This is a genomic window from Xanthomonas sp. WHRI 8932A (genome assembly GCF_035012785.1).
Taxonomy (GTDB): Bacteria; Pseudomonadota; Gammaproteobacteria; order Xanthomonadales; family Xanthomonadaceae; genus Xanthomonas.
In genome coordinates this window covers 18,940-34,950 of record NZ_JAYGQQ010000018.1, presented here as the reverse complement: position 1 = coordinate 34,950, position 16,011 = coordinate 18,940, and the positions used below count along the sequence as shown (strand labels likewise).

The window sequence follows — 16,011 nt, the reverse complement described above, 5'->3', positions numbered from 1 at the left end:
ACCAATTCACAGCCACCGGAAGGAGGCGGATGGACCGTCGAGGCGGTGTGTCTGGTGTGCCAAATGGCCGATCAAGCTTTGCGGCGTTGAGGATGTCGGTACGGCATCGCGGCCGGGGCCGCTCCTACGACAGCTTGGCTTCGGCAAAATCGGCGGGTCCTGCTGACTTGTAGGAGCGGACCTAGCCGCGACGCGGTCACAACCCGGTCGACGCGGTCGACGTAGGCGCGGCCTTGGCCGCATCGCCGACATCGCTCAGGGCGCGGCGGCAGCGGTTGACTTGGGCTTGGCCGGGCGCGCCTTGCTCTCGGCGATAAACGCACGCACCTGCTGCTCCAGCACCGGCAGGGTGACCGAGCCCTGCTTCAGCACCACGTCGTGAAAGGCCTTGATGTCGAAGCGCTCGCCCAGCTCCTTTTCGGCTTCGGCGCGCAGCTTGACGATGGTGATCTCGCCCAGCTTGTAGCTCAGCGCCTGGCCGGGCCAGGAGATGTAGCGGTCCACTTCGGTGGTGACTTCATGCTCGCTGAGCGCGGTGCGGTCGCGCAGATAGGCCAGCGCCTGCTCGCGGGTCCAGCCGTCGTGGTGTACACCGGTGTCGATCACCAGCCGGCAAGCGCGCCACATCTCGTAAGTGAGCCGGCCGAATTCCTCGTACGGGGTCTCGTAGATACCCATCTCCTGGCCAAGCTTTTCGGTGTACAGCGCCCAGCCTTCGCCATAGGCGGAAATGTAGTTTTCGCGCCGGAATGCCGGCTGCTCGCCCTGCTCCAGCGCCAATGAGCCCTGCAAGGAATGCCCGGGCGAAGACTCGTGCAAGGTCAGCGCCGGCAGGTTGTACAGCGGCCGCGACGGCAGGTTGTAGGTGTTGACCCAATAGGTCGTGGCGCCGCCGCGCCCGGCGGTCCAGAACGGGGCGATATCGGCCGGCACCGGCTTGATGGTGAAGCGCCCGCGCGGCAGCGTGCCGATGAACTTGCCCACCTGCCCGTCCACGCGCTTGGAGATCCATGCGGCGCGATCGAGCAGCTCCTGCGGGGTCTTGGCGTAGAACTGCGGGTCGGTGCGCAGGAAGGTGAGGAACTGCGCGAAGCTGCCCTTGAACCCCACCTGCTGAATGATGGCGTTCATCTGGGTCTGGATGCGCGCCACCTCGTCCAGGCCGATCTGGTGGATCTGCTCGGGCGTCAATTCCAGCGTGGTGTATTCGCGGATCTGCTGCCGGTAGAACGCCTTGCCATCGGGCAGCGCTTCGGCGGCCAGGGTGGTGCGCGCCTTGGGCATGTAGTCGGTGCGGAAAAAGGTCAGCAACTTGGCGTAGGCCGGAAGCACCGCGCCGCTGACCGCGGCCTTGGCCTGCGCACGCAACTGCGCCTGCTCGGCGGCCGGGATCTGCGCCGGCAGTTGCTTGAACGGTGCGTAGAAGGTGGACTCGGTGGGGTCCTTGACCTCGGCGACGGTGGCGATGGAGACATCGCGCCCGTCCAGCACCGCGCGCGGCACGCTGAAGCCGCGCGCCAGCCCGGTGCGCATGTTGACGATCTGCTGGTCGAAATAGCGCGGCACATCGTTCAAGCGCGCGATGTAGGCGCGGTACTCGGCGGCGGTCTTCATTGGCCGCTGCGCCATGAAGCCCAGGTTGGACCAGAACGAGCTGTCGGAATTGAACGGCATCTCGTACAGGCGCAGGCGCACTTCGGCCGCGAGGTTTTCCACCTGCGGGCGATAGATCGCAAGGTTGATCTGGTTGGCGGGCGAGAGCTGCTTGGGGTCGATACCGTCGAGCTGCTTGAGCACACCCTCCCACACCGTCAGACGCGCCTGCTGCGCGGCCGCGCCGACGTCCGGCAGCTTGGTGTTGTCGCCGGTGGTGTCGGTGTCTTCATCGGCCTGGCCGGTTTCGGCCTGACGCCATGCCCACTCTTTTTCGTAGATCGCGCGGAAGCGCGCGTCGGCAGGTGCTTCGGCAGTCAGCGTGGCCGGAGCGGCGGCGGGCGGTGCGGCGACAGCGCCGAAGGACAGGCCCAGCAGGGCGAGCGAGAGTGCGGCGGCGAGAGGAGAGGTCACGTGCGGAGAGCCTGATCTGGAGCGAACGCCCGATCATGGCAGCCCCCGGGAGCGCTGCCATGGGCCGGAAGTCCCAACGCGGGCCGGCGCACGGGTGTGGCTGGAGTGTCGGCGGCTGGATTGATATGGCGGGGCGAGTCAGGGACTGCCCCCATCCGCCCCGGGCACCTTCCCCCGCAGGCGGGGGGAAGGGTCGTGGTGGGCTTGTCAGAAGCCGGTCGTCACCTCTTCGCCGGAGGTAAAGGACGTGACGTGCTTGGCGAGGGCAGTATCGCCCCCTCTCCTGCTTGCGGGAGAGGGTCGGGGTGAGGGCCGCTCGAGGCCGATAAACGTGACTTCGGCTCAGGCCTTACGCACTACCACCAGATGCCGTTCGCCATCCAGGCCAGGCACCTGCAGCGGGTGTACCTCGGCCAGCGTCCAGCCGGCCGGGAGCGCGGCGATTTCTTCGTGCGGATAGACCCCCTTCATCGCCAGCAGGCTGCCGCCCGGGCGCAGCAGGTGACCACCGACGTCGATGATGCCGGCCAACGTATCCAGCGCGCGGGCGGTGAGGTGGTCGTAGGCGGCCGGCTCATCCAGCGCTTCGGCGCGCGACTCGGCCACGCGCGCATTGCCCAGCGCCAGGTGACGCAAGGCCTCGCGCATGAAGCGCGCCTTCTTGCCGTTGCTTTCCACCAGCGTCACCTGCAGCTGCGGGCGGGTGATCGCCAGCGGGATGCCGGGCAGGCCGGGGCCGGTGCCCAGATCGGCCAGGGTGCCGCTGGCGATGTAGGGCTGCATGGCCAGCGAATCGAGCAGATGGCGGGTGACCATCTCGCGCGGGTCGCGCACGGCGGTGAGGTTGTAGGTCTTGTTCCAGCGGACCAGCAGCGTCAGATAGCGCAGCAATGGCGCGGCGAAATCCGCATCCAGGGATTGGGCCTGCAGGCCATGCGCCAGTGCGGCGGAGACATCGGGGGGAAGTGCGGCATCGTTCATGGCGCGATTATCGCAGGTGGGCGTGGCGTGGCGTGGCGGGATTAGGGATTAGGGATTAGGGATTAGGGATTAGGGATTGGGGATTGGGGATTGGGAATCGTCGATGCTCGCAGGAATGATCTGAAGCAGGATTCAAACGGAGCGTGCGTCGACGCAGTCGGCCGCCACTTCACGGTATTGGTTGGCGGCCGCGATCCGGCAACGCATCGCGGGCGTGAGGTCCGGCGTGTCCGGTGATGCGGGCGCATCGCTTACCGGCATCGGCGTGATCCCGGTCACGCGGCCTGGAGACGTGCCGCTGCCGGACACGCAGCGGTAAGACAGCGGCGCTACATCTGCAAGCTCCCCTGTTGCGCGAAGGACACCCCATGACCGCCTCCGATCCCGCGCGCCGCCGCGTGTTGCAAGGTTTGGGCGCCGGGCTGTTGCTGCCGGCGGCCGGCGGTTGGTCTGCACGCAGTCTGGCCGCGCCCTCCGGGCGACCGATCATCACCGATGGCGTGCAGAGCGGCGATGTGCGCGACGGTCGCGCACTGCTGTGGAGCCGCGCGGACCGCCCGGCACGGATGCGGGTGGAATGGGATACGCGACCAAGCCTGCGCCAGGCGCGTCGCGTGGAGGGAGGCATGGCGGTACCCGCCCACGATTTCACCGCGCGCTTGGATCTGGGCGGGCTGCCGTGCGACCAGGACATTTTCTATCGGGTGCGCTTCGAAGATGCCGACAGCGGTGTGCTGAGTGCGCCGGTGCATGGCCATCTGCGCAGCGCACCGCAGACACGCCGCGATGTGCGTTTTGTCTGGAGCGGCGACACCGTGGGCCAAGGCTTCGGCATCAATCCCGACATCGGTGGCATGCGCATCTACAGCGCGATGCGCGCACGCAACCCGGATTTCTTCCTGCATAGCGGCGACACCATCTACGCCGACGGCCCGATCCCGGCCGAACTCACCGTGGAAGACGGCAAACGCTGGCGCAATCTCACTACCGCGGCCAAGAGCAAGGTGGCCGAAACGCTGGACGAATTTCGCGGCAGCTACCGCTACAACCTGCTCGACGAGCATGTGCGCCGCTTCAATGCCGAGGTGCCGCAACTGTGGCAATGGGACGACCACGAAACCACCAACAACTGGTCGCCCGGCAAGCAATTGGATGCGCGCTACCAGGTGCACGACATCGGCGTGCTAGCCAGGCGTGCGCGCAAGGCGTTTCTGGAATATGCACCGATGCGCGGCGTGCGTGCCGATGGCGATGGGCGCATCTATCGCAAGATCGGCTATGGCCCGCTGCTGGATGTATTCGTGCTGGACATGCGCAGTTATCGCGGTGCCAACAGCGACAATCTGCAACCCACGCCGAGCGCGGAGACCGCATTTCTCGGCGCCGAGCAGCTGGCCTGGTTGCAGCGCGAGCTGGCCGGCTCACGCGCGCAGTGGAAGGTGATTGCCGCCGACATGCCGATCGGTTTGCAGGTCCCCGATGGCGAAGATGGCAACGGGCGCCCGCGCTGGGAAGCGATCGCCAATGGCGATGACGGCGCGCCGCGTGGACGCGAGCAGGAGATCGCCGCGCTGCTACGCTTCATCAGCCGCGCGCGCATCCGCAACACGGTGTGGCTGACGGCCGATGTGCATTACTGCGCCGCGCACTACTACCATCCGGACCGCGCCGCGTTTCAGCAGTTCGAGCCGTTCTGGGAATTCGTCGGCGGCCCGCTCAATGCCGGCAGCTTCGGGCCGAACGCGCTGGATGCCACCTTCGGCCCGACGGTGGTATTTCAGAAAGCGCCGCCCGCGCCGAACACCTCACCGTTGGCCGGGTATCAGTTCTTCGGCGAGGTGGAGATCGACGGCGCCAGCGGCGTGTTGACGGTGACCTTGCGCGATCTCGATGGCGTGGCGCAGTTCCGTCAGCCGATCTTGCCGTATGGCGCGGCGCCTCACGCGGCGGGCTGAGGATAAAACGCCAACGCGGCGCGGCAGTCCGGCGCGGCCCACCATTCGTGCAGCTGCCACTGCGCGGCATCACCTAGTTCGGGGTCGCACCACTGCAGGTGCAATGCGCCATCCGAGTCAACGGCGTACGCCAGCCGGTGCAGGCCGAACGACAGGCCATGCCCGTAGGCCTTGAGCAAGGCTTCCTTGGCGCACCACAGACGGAAAAACAGCGCCTGTTGCGCATCGGCCTCCAGCGCCGCCAGCAACGCCAGTTCGTCCGGATGAAAGAAACGCTGCGCGATGTCCAGCAGGCGCGGGCGTGCGCGGATGCGTTCCAGATCCACTCCCAGCCGCACGCCGCGTCCCAGCCCGACCAGCAGATAGTCGCCACTGTGGCTCCAGCCGGTATCCCAGTCGGGCAGCGCCGGTTGCAGGGAGGGTCGGCCGCGCGCATCGCGTAGCAGCGGCACCGCGGCCGGGTCGATCGCCAGGGCCGGGCCAAGCAGCTGCCGCGCCTGCGGCTCGCCGCGCTCACCGGGCCGATGCGGACGCAGCCATAGCTGCACCGGGCCATGCTGCCACCCAGCGTGCGCTGTCACGCCGTGCACACCAACCCCAACGCAGGGGAAGTGCGCGCATCGCGCTCGACAGCTGCTTCACGGCGCGCTGCGTCCAATGGCGCCCATGCACCGCTCCCGGTGCAAGCGAACGAGGAGATTGGCACCATGGGCATCATTATCTGGTTGATCATCGGCGGCATCGTGGGTTGGCTGGCCAGCATCATCATGCGTCGCGATGCACAGCAGGGCATCATTCTCAATGTGGTGGTCGGCATCGTCGGTGCAATGATCGCTGGCTGGTTTTTAGGCGGCGGCATCAACCAGGCGATCACCGTGATGACCTTTGTCTGGTCGCTGGTGGGTGCGGTGATTCTGCTGGCCATCGTCAATCTGTTTACCCGTGGCCGCGTGCGTTAACAGCGTCCGACAAACCGGTGGGTGCGGCCGTCAGGTGCATGCGGACACCACGGCGTCATCGTAGCGTACGCGCGGCATATGCCTCCGGGCATGGGCAGCATCCATCCGGTAGTTGCCTGACTGTTTTGCTGGTCGCTTTAAAAACGGCTAAAAAGCAGTCGCCGGTGGAGATGGACGGCACGGGAGAACCGCAGTGTGCGAGCGGCATGTACCGATTCCGGGCACCGGCCGCGCTCCTGACGACTGCGCGGTCGATTGGTTAGCCGATCTAAATCGCGCCACATCGGTGGCTGCACTGCCCGGGCTTGCCCGGGCAGTATCGTTTCAGCTGCCGGCAGCGGCGCGATCTGCCGGATGGTTGACGCCGTCTTCCACCTGCACCGCGATATTCAGCGCATAAGGATTGACGCCTTCCAGGCAGCCGACGTTGTAGCCGTATTCGTTGGGATTGGAGCGGCGCCGGTGATGGGTGTAGATGCCGCATACCCCGCAGAAATAATGCGCCGCGGCGTGCGTGTTGAACTGATACAGGCGCAGCACGTCTTCGCCCTGCCGCACGTGCAGGCCATCGAGCGCGACCGAGGCGACGATGGCGCCACGACGGCGGCACATCGAACAATCGCAACGGCGTGGATCGAGCAGGCCGTGCGGCAATTCCAGGTCGATCTGCACGGCGCCGCAATGGCAACTCAAACGGTGGACCGGCCCCAGCGTCACGTCGCCGATCTTGTGGGTGCTGCGACGCAGATGACGCTCGCTCATGCGCCGGCCTCTGCCAGTTGCACCCAGGCTGGGGCGTGGTCGCTGGGGCGTTCCCAGGTGCGCGGTTCGCGGTCGATGCCCGACGCCACCGCGCGTGCGCGCAGCGCATCCGACACCAGGGTCAGGTCGATGCGCAGCCCCAGGTTGCGGCGGTACGCGGCCTGGCGGTAATCCCACCAACTGAACTGCTCGGCATCGTCATGATGCAAACGGAACGCATCGTGCAGGCCCAGCGCCAACAGTTTTTCCAGCGCGGCGCGCTCGGCGGTGGAGGTGAGGATGTGGGTCTCGTTCCACACCACCGGGTCGTGCACGTCGCGCGCGTCCGGAGCGATATTGAAGTCGCCCAGCACCACCAACTGCGGGTGGCGCTGCAGCTCCTGCGCGATCCAGGCGTGCACCGCGTCCAGCCAGCGCAGTTTGTATTCGTATTTGTCGGTGCCCACGTCCTGCCCGTTGACCACGTACAGATTGATGATGCGCACGCCATCGACGGTGGCGGCGATGACGCGCTGTTGCACGTCATCGAACCCGGGGATGCCCATCTGCACGTCCAACGCCGGCGCGCGCGACAGAATCGCCACGCCGTTGTAGGTCTTCTGCCCGCAGAACACGCTGCGATACCCAAGCGCGGCCAGCGCCGCGTCCGGGAACTTGTGGTCTTCCAGCTTGGTTTCCTGGATCCCCACCACGTCCGGCGCGACGTCGGTGAGCCACTGTTGCAGGTGCGGCAGGCGCACGTTGAGCGAGTTGACGTTCCAGGAGGCGATCTTCATGGCGGGGGCCGTGGTTCAAACCACCAATGGTACCGCGCCATCTGCCGGCGCCTCAGGGCTGCCCCACGATCCGCACACCCAACTGGTTGGCGACCGGGCGTTCGCGCCCCGGAATGCCGGTGTGGATGGGGCGGTTGAGCGTGCGCACGCGGCCGTCCACGCGGGCGGCCAGGGTGCTGGAGCCGCCGCCGTCCAGGTTGATGGCGGCGTTGGCACCGAGCTGCTGCAGCACGGCGGTCAGCGCGTCCAGCGACATGCCGGCGCTGTAGCCGGGCTGGCGGCCGTCGGCCACCACCATCCACAGAGTCTTGCCGGCGCGGTCCAGGCCCAGCGCGCTGCGCGGCTCGGGGCCGTCGTAGTAGTCGGCGCGGCTGGCTTCGCGTGGTTGGCGCTTGCCATCGAGCAACAGCAGCGGGCCGGCGCCCACACCGACGCGTGTACCGGACGGGCAACTGCCGCGCACGATGCGCACGGCGTTGCGCGCGCTCACGCAAAAAGCGGCATCGACGCGCGCATCACTGGTTGCGGCGGCCGAATCGAGGTGGCCATCGTCGACGGCCAGGCCTTCGGCGGTGACGCCCTGCCCGGCTGCCGGGACGAACGCCTTGTCGAACAAATGCCCACCATCGAACGGCAGGAAGTAGTCGGCATTGATCGCCAACGCCAGCCCGTTATCGCGCACGAAGGCAGTGGTGGGATTGGCGAGAAATTCGCCACCGCCGCTGCGGTCGCCATGCGTGCCGACCAGTTGCAGGCCCGGCGTGGTCAGGTCGATCTGGGCGATGTGCAGCATCACCGGCTGCGGCCCATCCACGCGCTGGCGCCAATAGCGCACGCCCGGCGCCAGCGTGACCGGCGCGGCAGGTGCGGGCACCGGTTGCACCAGCGGCTCGATGGTCACGCGCGCACGCGCCTGCGCGTGATCCAACGCGGCCAGGACCGCATCGATGCGTGCCGGCGGTGTGCGCAATAGCAGCGCTTGCGCCGGTGCCGACTGCAGCAGCTGTGCCAGGCCGATGCAGCGTGCGCCGCTGCAGGATGTCGCCTCGCTGCCCACGCGTGCCGGGCCGTCGGCATCGTCGAGTACCTGCAAGGCGATGCGATTGTGCTCGGCCGGTTTGCAGCGGGTTACCGCCGCCAGCACGTCGTCGGGCCATTGGCCCCAGCAATCGTCGCTGACGATGGTCTCCATCGCCACGAACGGCGGCGTTGCTGCGGGCGTGGCCGCTTGGTCGGCACACGCATTGCCGATGCATGCGGCCATCAGACAAATACCCAGCGCCGCTGCGCTGCGTCGATCAGAACGCATAGTCCACTCCCAGGTAATACGCGCGGCCGTTATCCAGTTGCTCGCGCATCAATTGCTGATCGGCGCCGATGACGCGGGTCAGCCGCGCGTTGCTGAGGTTGCGGCCCTGCACGGTCATGCGCAGCTTGCTGGTGAAGCGCCATGCCAGCTGTGCGTCGTAGCTGGTGATGGCATCGTAGTAACGGTCGTTGACGCGATTGTCGGTGGCTGCGGACAGCAATTGCAGACCGGTGTAATTGGCACTGACGCGTGCACTGAAGCGGCCGAGGTCGTACAGCAGCGAGGCATTGGCGCTGCGCTTGGGCGATTCCATCAGGCCGGGCAGCGCGCGCAGGCTGCCATCGCTCATCTGCACGTCGGCAGTGCGCGGGTCGAGCACGGTCAGATTGGCCATCGCGCCCAGATGCGACCACGCACCTGGCAGAAAATCGAACCGCGTATCGATGGCGGTGAACTCGACGCCGCGCACGCTGGCCGCGCCGGTATTGATCGCCTGGGTGGTGGTGACCTGATAGGTGCCGGCCAGCCCACCCGGATCACGCTGCAGATCGGTGTTGGTGACGCGCACGATCTCGTCGTCGATGCGCTTGTGGAACACGGCCATCGACAACTGCGAATCCTGGTCCGGGTACCACTCCAGCGACAGATCCAGATTGTCGGCGCGGCGTGGACGCAACTGCGGGTTGGCGATGCTGCGGTTGATGGTCAAGCCGGTGGTATCGACCACCGGGCTGCTGTTCTGGCCGATATCGCCGTAGGTGGGCAGGCCGATGGTGCGGCTGCCGGCCATGCGCAGTTTCAGCGCCGGGGTGATGTCCCAGGCAAGGTTGGCCGATGGCAACAAGAAGCGCCGGTCGCTGGCGTCGGACTGCTGCAGATAATTGGTGGTGCTGCTCAGCGGCTGCGGCACCGCACTGAGCACCTCGCGCTGCAGATACTCGTTGCGCAGGCCGAAGGTGGCCTGCGTGCGTTCGCCATGCCAGGTACCCATCAGGTAGGCCGCGCCATTGCGTTCGTCGATACGGAAATCGCTGATCGCGCTATTGCGCGCATTGGTGTTGGCCAGCACGTAGGCGCCTGGCGAGGCGCCCGCAAACGCGGCCACCCGCGCCGGGTCGACCAGCAGCAGGCAGCTGAAATCGGCATACGGACAGACGCGCGCATCGTCGGTCCCTACCGTCGCCAGGCTGACCCGCCCGACCGGATTGCGACGCACCTCGTCCAGGTTGTAGCGCTGCTGCAGATCGCGGTACTGCAGGCCGGTGCGCAGCCCCCATCCCTGCGCATCGGCATCGGCGTTCTGGCTGTAGTCGACCTTGAAGGTGGTGGTGTCGGTGCTGCTCTTTTCCACCCGGGTCAGAAAGTACGACTGTAGGTAATTGGCCGGATTGCTGTAGTAGCCGGGGTCGACCAGGGTAATGGTCGGGCGCGTGTCGTTGCCCAGCGCGTAGCCGAATCCCAGCCGTGCGGAGGCGGCCGCAGTGAACACATCTTCGCGCGTGTCTTGTCGATACTTGCCGGTGGCACGGTTGAACAACACATCGATGTGGCCCTGCGGATTGAGGCGGAAGCTGCCGTTGACTTGCGCATAGCGCAGCGTGCGGGTCTGGTCGAAGCGGTTGGCATCGGTCTGTGCGCTGCCCTGCGCATAGCGGCCGTCGTCGGCATCGGTCACCTGCGCATTGCCGACGCGGTTGATCCACTGCGAGCGGCGTTGTTCGTCGTTGCCGTGTTCGAAGGAGCCGGCGCTCAACGCCAGTTTCAGCGCATCGCCATCGTCGTATTCCAGCTTGCCGAACACGCTGCGGCGCTGACGCACGTTGTCGTAGCTGAGCGGGCGGAAACGGTCCGGGGCGATCGCCATGCCGTTGGTGTCCAGCGTGGGGACGAGGGTCTGCCGCGCGCCGTTGGCGTAGTAGCTGTAGCTGTCGATGGCGGTGTTCAACGACGACGAATCGCGACGGAAATAATCGGCCGACAGCACCACACCGAAGCGATGGTCCGGCCCAAAGGTGTTGCTGAAACTGCCCTGCACCTGCCCGGACGGACCGCTGCTTTGCAGCTGCCGGCGGTTTTCCCAATCGGCCAGATTCGCGCGCACGGTGGCGAACGGGCCGTCGTGATCGAACGCGCTGCGCGTGCGCAGCGACGCGATGCCGCCGATGGCGTTGCTGTCCATGTCGGCATTGAAGGTCTTGTAGATGTCCACCTGCTGCGCCAGCGATGCAGGAATCACATCCAGCGATTGCACACGCCGGCTGGTTTCGGTGGACGGCAGCGCCACCCCGTCGATCAGCACCGTGTTGTAGTCGGGATTGAAGCCGCGCAGGCTCATGAACTGCGCCTCGCCGCGGCCGTTGTTGACCACCATCGACACGCCCGGCACGCGCTGCAACGCCTCGCCCAGCCCGAAGTCGGGGATCGAGCCGATATCGTCGGCGGCCACGCCATCGGACACCACTGCCGCTTCGCGCTTGGCGCCGATGGCCTGGCGGATCGACAGATGCTGGCCGGAGACCTGCACCGCATCCAGCTGCACCGGTACGTCGCTGGCGGGAGCCGCCGCGGACGGCGCCGGCTCGGCGGCATGGGCGCTCAGGCTGGCGCTGACGCACAGGGCCAGCAGACACAGGCGGGGGCACGGGCGGGTAGTGAAGCGGGACATGGGGCGGCCGGTCGAGGATGAGACCGCTAATTTAATAACTTCCTGTGAATTAATTATTTCAGCCCGGTGCGGGTAAGCTTGCGGTTCCCCTGTGACACCGCGCGCCATGTCCTCCACTGCCGCCTTTGCGCTGCCCCCACACACGCCCACCTTGCCCGGCTTGAGCCTCAACGAGCGCGACATGCTCGACCGCTTGCGGCTGGCCGGGGTGCTGACCCGCGCCGACCTGAGCCGCGGTACCGGGCTGACCGTGCAGACCGCAGTGCGCCTGATCGAAGGCCTGCAGGCGCGCGGCATGGTGCACATGGGCAGCAGCATCGCGCGCGCCGGGCGTGGCAAGCCGGGCGTGGCGGTGTCGTTGAACCCGGGCCATGGCCACACCTTGGGCATCTCCATCGCGACCGATGCGCTGAGCCTGGCGCTGATGGACTTTTCCGGTGCGGTGCTGGCTGGCAACGAGGTCGCGCTGACCGATACCACCTTGTACGGCGTGCTGACCCAGCTGCAGGCCGCCGATGCCGCGCTGCTGGCGAGCGTCGACGATGCCGGCCCGCGCCTGGGCATCGGGGTGGCGATGAGCGGCTTTTTTACCGGTGTGGACACCTTCATCAATCCGCCCGAGCCGCTGCGCGCCCTGGGCCAGATCGCGCTGTGTCCGTGGCTGGCCGACGCCTTTACCCAGCCGGTGTGGATGGACAACGACGGCAGCGTGGCAGCGGCAGGCGAAGCGATGCTGGGCGTGGGCCGGCGGCATCGCGATTTCGCCTATCTCTACCTCAGCTACGGCTTCGGCGGCGGGCTGGTGGTCGATGGCCAGGTGCTGCGCGGCGCCCGCGGCAACGCCGGTGAGTTCGCCGGCATGCTGCCTGCGCAACAGCTCGAACGCGCCACCCTGGAGTTGCTACGCGAACTTGTGGCCGAAGACGGCATCGCGCTGCCGGACGTGCGTGCGTTGCTGGCCGCCTACGACCCGGCATGGCCGGCGATCGAACGCTGGATCGCACGCAGCGCGCCGGGCGTGTCGCTGATCGTCTCGGCAATCACCGCAGTGTGCGACCCGGAAGCCATCGTCTTCGGCGGTCGCCTGCCGGCGGATCTGGCGCAACGGCTGATCGCCGCCGTGCAGATCGACAACCAACCGCGCCGTGGCCAGGGCCGCCCGATGCCGCTGCTGCTGCCGGCCGAAGCACCGGCCGATGCGTGTGCGATCGGCGCGGCAACGCTGCCGTTGAAGGCGCGTTACTTCCGTTGAGTGGTGGCAGCGATACAGCGGCGCTGGCGCTGGCAGGCACGCGCCTGGCTGTCGACCACGCACCCGCTCGACGGTCGCGCTGGAGAGGGCGCATCACCGTGCTGCCGCAACCGGCATTCGGCAGCAATAGCCAAACAATTCCACCGCCAGCGCACGTGCCTGTTGCTGCTGTTGTTGCGGCATCGACTCCAGCAACTCGTCTTCTGCCTGCAACGGTGCAGCTGCATCCAGCGCGCGGCCCGGCGGTTGCCGCGCGGCCAGTCGCCAGGCCGCCGCATACACCGGGTCGGGTGCGTGCAACAGCGGCGATTCCACCACCTGCGCCAGGGTCTCGATGGCATCGCGATGGCCTGCCAGCGCCAGCGTTTCCAGCTCGGCCACCGTCGCGGCCACCTCCTGTTCGTCGTTCGCCGACAGTTGCGCGGGCATCCCGGCGGGTGCGGCGGCCACCGCACGTTGCAGCAACTCGCTCACGCGCTGGGCAAGCAGATAGCGTTGCGCGTCTGCATCGCCGTGCGCTGCGGCCGTGCGCAGCAGCGCCTCGATCTGCAACGGCGTGCCGGCGACGCAGCGACGCGCGTCCAACGGCGGCCTGGGCGCACCGCCGTGCGCGATCTGCGCCGCGCGTTGCTCACCCTGCTCGCGACAGGCCAGCTGTTGCATGGCGCTGTCGAACAGGTCCTGCGCGGCGCGCGCAGGCGGCTGCGCGGACGCAACGCCGGCATACAGCACATGGGGCGCAGCGACGCTGCGCTGCAGAGGCAATGCAGCAGGCGTGCGCAGGCTCCACATCCATGCTGCCGACACCGCCGCGGCTACACACACCGCGCCCGCCATCGGCCAGAGCAGCCGGGGCCGATGGCATGGCTGCGTGCCCACGTTCAGCGCAGGCGCCGGCATCAACGCAGTGCCGCTTCCAGCGCGGCACGATCGAACTGCAATGGATGGGCCTGGCGCAGACGTTCCAGCGCAGCGGTGGCGGCCTGGTCGCGCAATTGCACTTCGATCTGCCCGCGCGCTGTCTCCAGCGTGGCGGGACTACGCGCATCCATACGGATCAGGTGATACCCCTCCGGCCCGCGCACCGGGGCCGACACCTCCCCCACGCCCATTCCCTCCACCGGCGCAACAAAGGCATCGGCCACGTTACGCAGGAAAATCGATGACAACTGGCCGCCCTCAGCCGCGGTGCTGCCATCGTCGGATTCGCGCATCGCCAGTTCTTCGAAGGGCGTCCCGGCATCCAGCTGCTGCTTGAGCTGCCGTGCGCGTGCAAGCGCCTGCGCATCGGTCAACGGTGTGCCACGCCGCGCATCGCCTTGTGGCTGCAACGCGACGAACAGATGGCTCAGGCGCACCTCGTCGTAGTCGTGCGGATGCGCGTCGAACTGCGCTTGCACTTGGGTCGCGTCGATCGCTGCGGCATCGCGCGCGCGCCGCTGCATTGCCTCGGCAAGAATCGCATCGGTGGCCTGACGGATGTGCGCGGCCACCACCGGGTCGTCTTGCAGATGCGTCTGACGCGCCTGGTCCACCAGCAGCAGCCGGTCGGCGAATTCGCGAACGAAACTCGGGTCGGCCGCAACGGCCGGATTGGCGTTTTGCGGCAAATCGGCCAGGGCCAGCGCGCGATATTCCGGCGCAGTGAACGTCTGCTGCCCGATCTGCAGCACCTTTCCGGAAGCCGGGCCAGCCTGCAGGTGTGCATCGGCCGTAGCAGCCTGCGCCAGCGGCGTGCAGCAGGCAAGGCTCAGCCAAAGCACTTTGAAAAAATGCGATGTGGAAAACATGGGCAATCTCCGTGATGGCATGAACCGGCGGCGGCAGGTGCCGTCGCCGGGACAGCCGGCCCGCACGGGCCGGTAACAGCTGCTTGAAGCGGCTAACACAACGTAGTGAGCGGTCGTCAGGTGGGCGTGGACGGCGCGCTTAGAACCGGCGTGTATGAGTGGTACATGCCGATTCATAGCACCGTCCGCGGCCGCCTGGCGGCCGCGCAGTAGTTTTGTGAGTCGCTCTTAGTCGTGCTTGCCGCGCGCACGCAGGTAGGCGATGGCCGCTTTCGGGTTGTCGCTGGTGATCAGGCCGAAGGCCTCGTCGCGCACGATGAAATCCAGATTGCCGCGATTGTCGGCCGTGTCGCGGCCACCGCCGTAAGAGAAATACAGATCCGACAGCGCGTAGCAACAAGCGCCGCTGTTCTGATAGAACTTGCCGGCAGACGGGCCATCCGGAATTGCCTGGAACACGCCCACGCGATAACCACGCTCGCGAATGAAATCGGCATCGCTTTGCAGCAAGCCGCCGAGTTGTTTGACGTTGATCTCCATCGTCTGGTGACCCGAGTTCATCCATGCCGAGATCGTCTGGCGCACATTGATCTTGCCCAGCATGTTGGTGGTGAACACCGGAATGCCGACCATGCCGCTGCCATCGGCACGGTAAGCATCTCGGCTGGTGTACAGCGTTGCATTGACCTTGGCGGCGACGTAGCTGCCGGAAGCGATGCCAAACACCTTATTGGCTGCACTGCTGACCGCACGCACGGTTTTGGCGTCCTTGATATCGAACACCATCGGTGTGCGCAGCTGGCGCTGTTTGTAATAGGCGAACAGCTCATCCACACGCGGCACGTGATAGCCGGTGGTGGTACGACGATTCGGCGCCAGCAGGAACAACTGGCTGACTTCCGACCACGGAGTGACCAACACGGATGGGTTGACGCCCTGATTGGTGATCGGGTCGTACTTCACCCCCGGATGGTGCTGCCACACCGTGGTGGTGCGCCCCAGGTTGTAGTCGTGCAGCAACACCGGCACGCCATCGCTGGTGAGTTTGACGTCCAGCTCCACGCCATCCATGCATTGGTCGTTGGCAGTCTGCAGCGAACCACGCGAGTTTTCCGGCATGTCGGCGATGCCGGCGTAGTTGCCCCATAAGCCACGGTGCGCCAGCACGACGGTATTGGAGGAGTTGAACAAGATGCGTTGCATCTTGACGTCGGAGCTGTCGCTGCAGGCAGCCAGTGCCAGCTGCGGCAGTGCCGCCAGCAGGGCCAGTGCGCCGAGCAGGCGGCAGGCGCGGGCCAGCGGATGTGGAGCGAGGAGGGTAAGCATGGTCTCTGTGTCCCGGTTCGTAGGTGCAGGAAGGGCAAGGGATGGACGAGAGCCGATGGGTCGACGCAACCGGCGAACTCGCTTGCAGCGCACTCGCCAGCCGGTCGATACCGGGGAGAGGCCAAGCCGTGCGTGATCAGCGTTCGGCTTGCGGGCCAATTTAGTCACT

General features: G+C 66.7%; 13 protein-coding genes and 1 other RNA gene. 3 read left to right on the top strand and 11 right to left on the bottom strand.

From position 1 onward, the window contains the following. Positions 1-255: 255 nt before the first annotated feature. Positions 256-2,067 (bottom strand): DUF885 family protein, encoded by a 1,812-nt coding sequence (locus tag VC212_RS22640; protein ID WP_323526987.1) that lies wholly within the window; start codon positions 2,065-2,067, stop codon positions 256-258. Positions 2,068-2,409: 342 nt separating this feature from the next. Further along, positions 2,410-3,048: a 16S rRNA (guanine(527)-N(7))-methyltransferase RsmG gene (rsmG, locus tag VC212_RS22635; RefSeq protein ID WP_323518697.1), complete on the bottom strand. Its 639-nt coding sequence runs from the start codon at positions 3,046-3,048 to the stop codon at positions 2,410-2,412. Between the two features lie 368 nt (positions 3,049-3,416). Between rsmG and VC212_RS22630 the strand changes: the two genes are divergently transcribed. Further along, on the top strand, positions 3,417-5,003 hold the full coding sequence (locus VC212_RS22630) for an alkaline phosphatase D family protein (RefSeq protein ID WP_323526986.1): 1,587 nt from the start codon (positions 3,417-3,419) through the stop codon (positions 5,001-5,003). Here the strand turns inward: VC212_RS22630 and VC212_RS22625 are convergent. Further along, positions 4,988-5,584 (bottom strand): 4'-phosphopantetheinyl transferase superfamily protein, encoded by a 597-nt coding sequence (locus VC212_RS22625; RefSeq protein WP_323526985.1) that lies wholly within the window; start codon positions 5,582-5,584, stop codon positions 4,988-4,990. The genes VC212_RS22630 and VC212_RS22625 overlap by 16 nt on opposite strands. A 126-nt stretch (positions 5,585-5,710) precedes the next feature. Between VC212_RS22625 and VC212_RS22620 the strand changes: the two genes are divergently transcribed. Then, positions 5,711-5,962, top strand: a complete 252-nt coding sequence (locus VC212_RS22620; protein WP_039425819.1) for a GlsB/YeaQ/YmgE family stress response membrane protein — start codon at positions 5,711-5,713, stop codon at positions 5,960-5,962. A 324-nt stretch (positions 5,963-6,286) separates the two neighbouring features. Here VC212_RS22620 and VC212_RS22615 read toward each other — a convergent pair whose 3' ends face one another. The 4 genes from VC212_RS22615 to VC212_RS22600 are packed head-to-tail and all read right to left on the bottom strand — an operon-like array spanning position 6,287 to position 11,474. Continuing rightward, the gene (locus tag VC212_RS22615; protein WP_055846799.1) at positions 6,287-6,724 is read right to left on the bottom strand and encodes a GFA family protein; all 438 of its coding nucleotides are present in this window, start codon (positions 6,722-6,724) and stop codon (positions 6,287-6,289) included. Further along, a complete protein-coding gene (gene xth, locus VC212_RS22610; protein ID WP_323526984.1) occupies positions 6,721-7,500 on the bottom strand; it encodes an exodeoxyribonuclease III in 780 nt (259 codons plus the stop codon). Before xth ends, VC212_RS22615 begins: the two co-directional genes overlap by 4 nt. A 52-nt stretch (positions 7,501-7,552) precedes the next feature. Further along, positions 7,553-8,809: a phosphodiester glycosidase family protein gene (locus tag VC212_RS22605; protein ID WP_323526983.1), complete on the bottom strand. Its 1,257-nt coding sequence runs from the start codon at positions 8,807-8,809 to the stop codon at positions 7,553-7,555. Then, positions 8,799-11,474: a TonB-dependent receptor gene (locus tag VC212_RS22600; protein WP_323526982.1), complete on the bottom strand. Its 2,676-nt coding sequence runs from the start codon at positions 11,472-11,474 to the stop codon at positions 8,799-8,801. The genes VC212_RS22605 and VC212_RS22600 overlap by 11 nt, the downstream gene beginning before the upstream one ends. 106 nt (positions 11,475-11,580) lie before the next feature. On the opposite strand from VC212_RS22600, the gene VC212_RS22595 reads away from it, so the two are divergent. Next, entirely contained in the window at positions 11,581-12,726 is a 1,146-nt protein-coding gene (locus VC212_RS22595) for an ROK family transcriptional regulator (RefSeq protein WP_115563384.1), read from the top strand. Positions 12,727-12,819: 93 nt separating this feature from the next. On the opposite strand, the gene VC212_RS22590 is transcribed toward VC212_RS22595, so the two are convergent. The 4 genes from VC212_RS22590 to VC212_RS22575 form a co-directional block, all read right to left on the bottom strand. Continuing rightward, the gene (locus tag VC212_RS22590) at positions 12,820-13,551 is read right to left on the bottom strand and encodes a hypothetical protein (protein ID WP_323526981.1); all 732 of its coding nucleotides are present in this window, start codon (positions 13,549-13,551) and stop codon (positions 12,820-12,822) included. 74 nt (positions 13,552-13,625) lie between these two features. Beyond that, entirely contained in the window at positions 13,626-14,516 is an 891-nt protein-coding gene (locus VC212_RS22585; RefSeq protein WP_323526980.1) for a peptidylprolyl isomerase, read from the bottom strand. Between the two features lie 90 nt (positions 14,517-14,606). After that, positions 14,607-14,683: non-coding RNA, sX9 sRNA (locus tag VC212_RS22580), on the bottom strand. Positions 14,684-14,744: 61 nt separating this feature from the next. Continuing rightward, positions 14,745-15,752 (bottom strand): glycerophosphodiester phosphodiesterase family protein, encoded by a 1,008-nt coding sequence (locus VC212_RS22575; RefSeq protein WP_323526989.1) that lies wholly within the window; start codon positions 15,750-15,752, stop codon positions 14,745-14,747. Between the last annotated feature and the right edge of the window lie 259 nt (positions 15,753-16,011).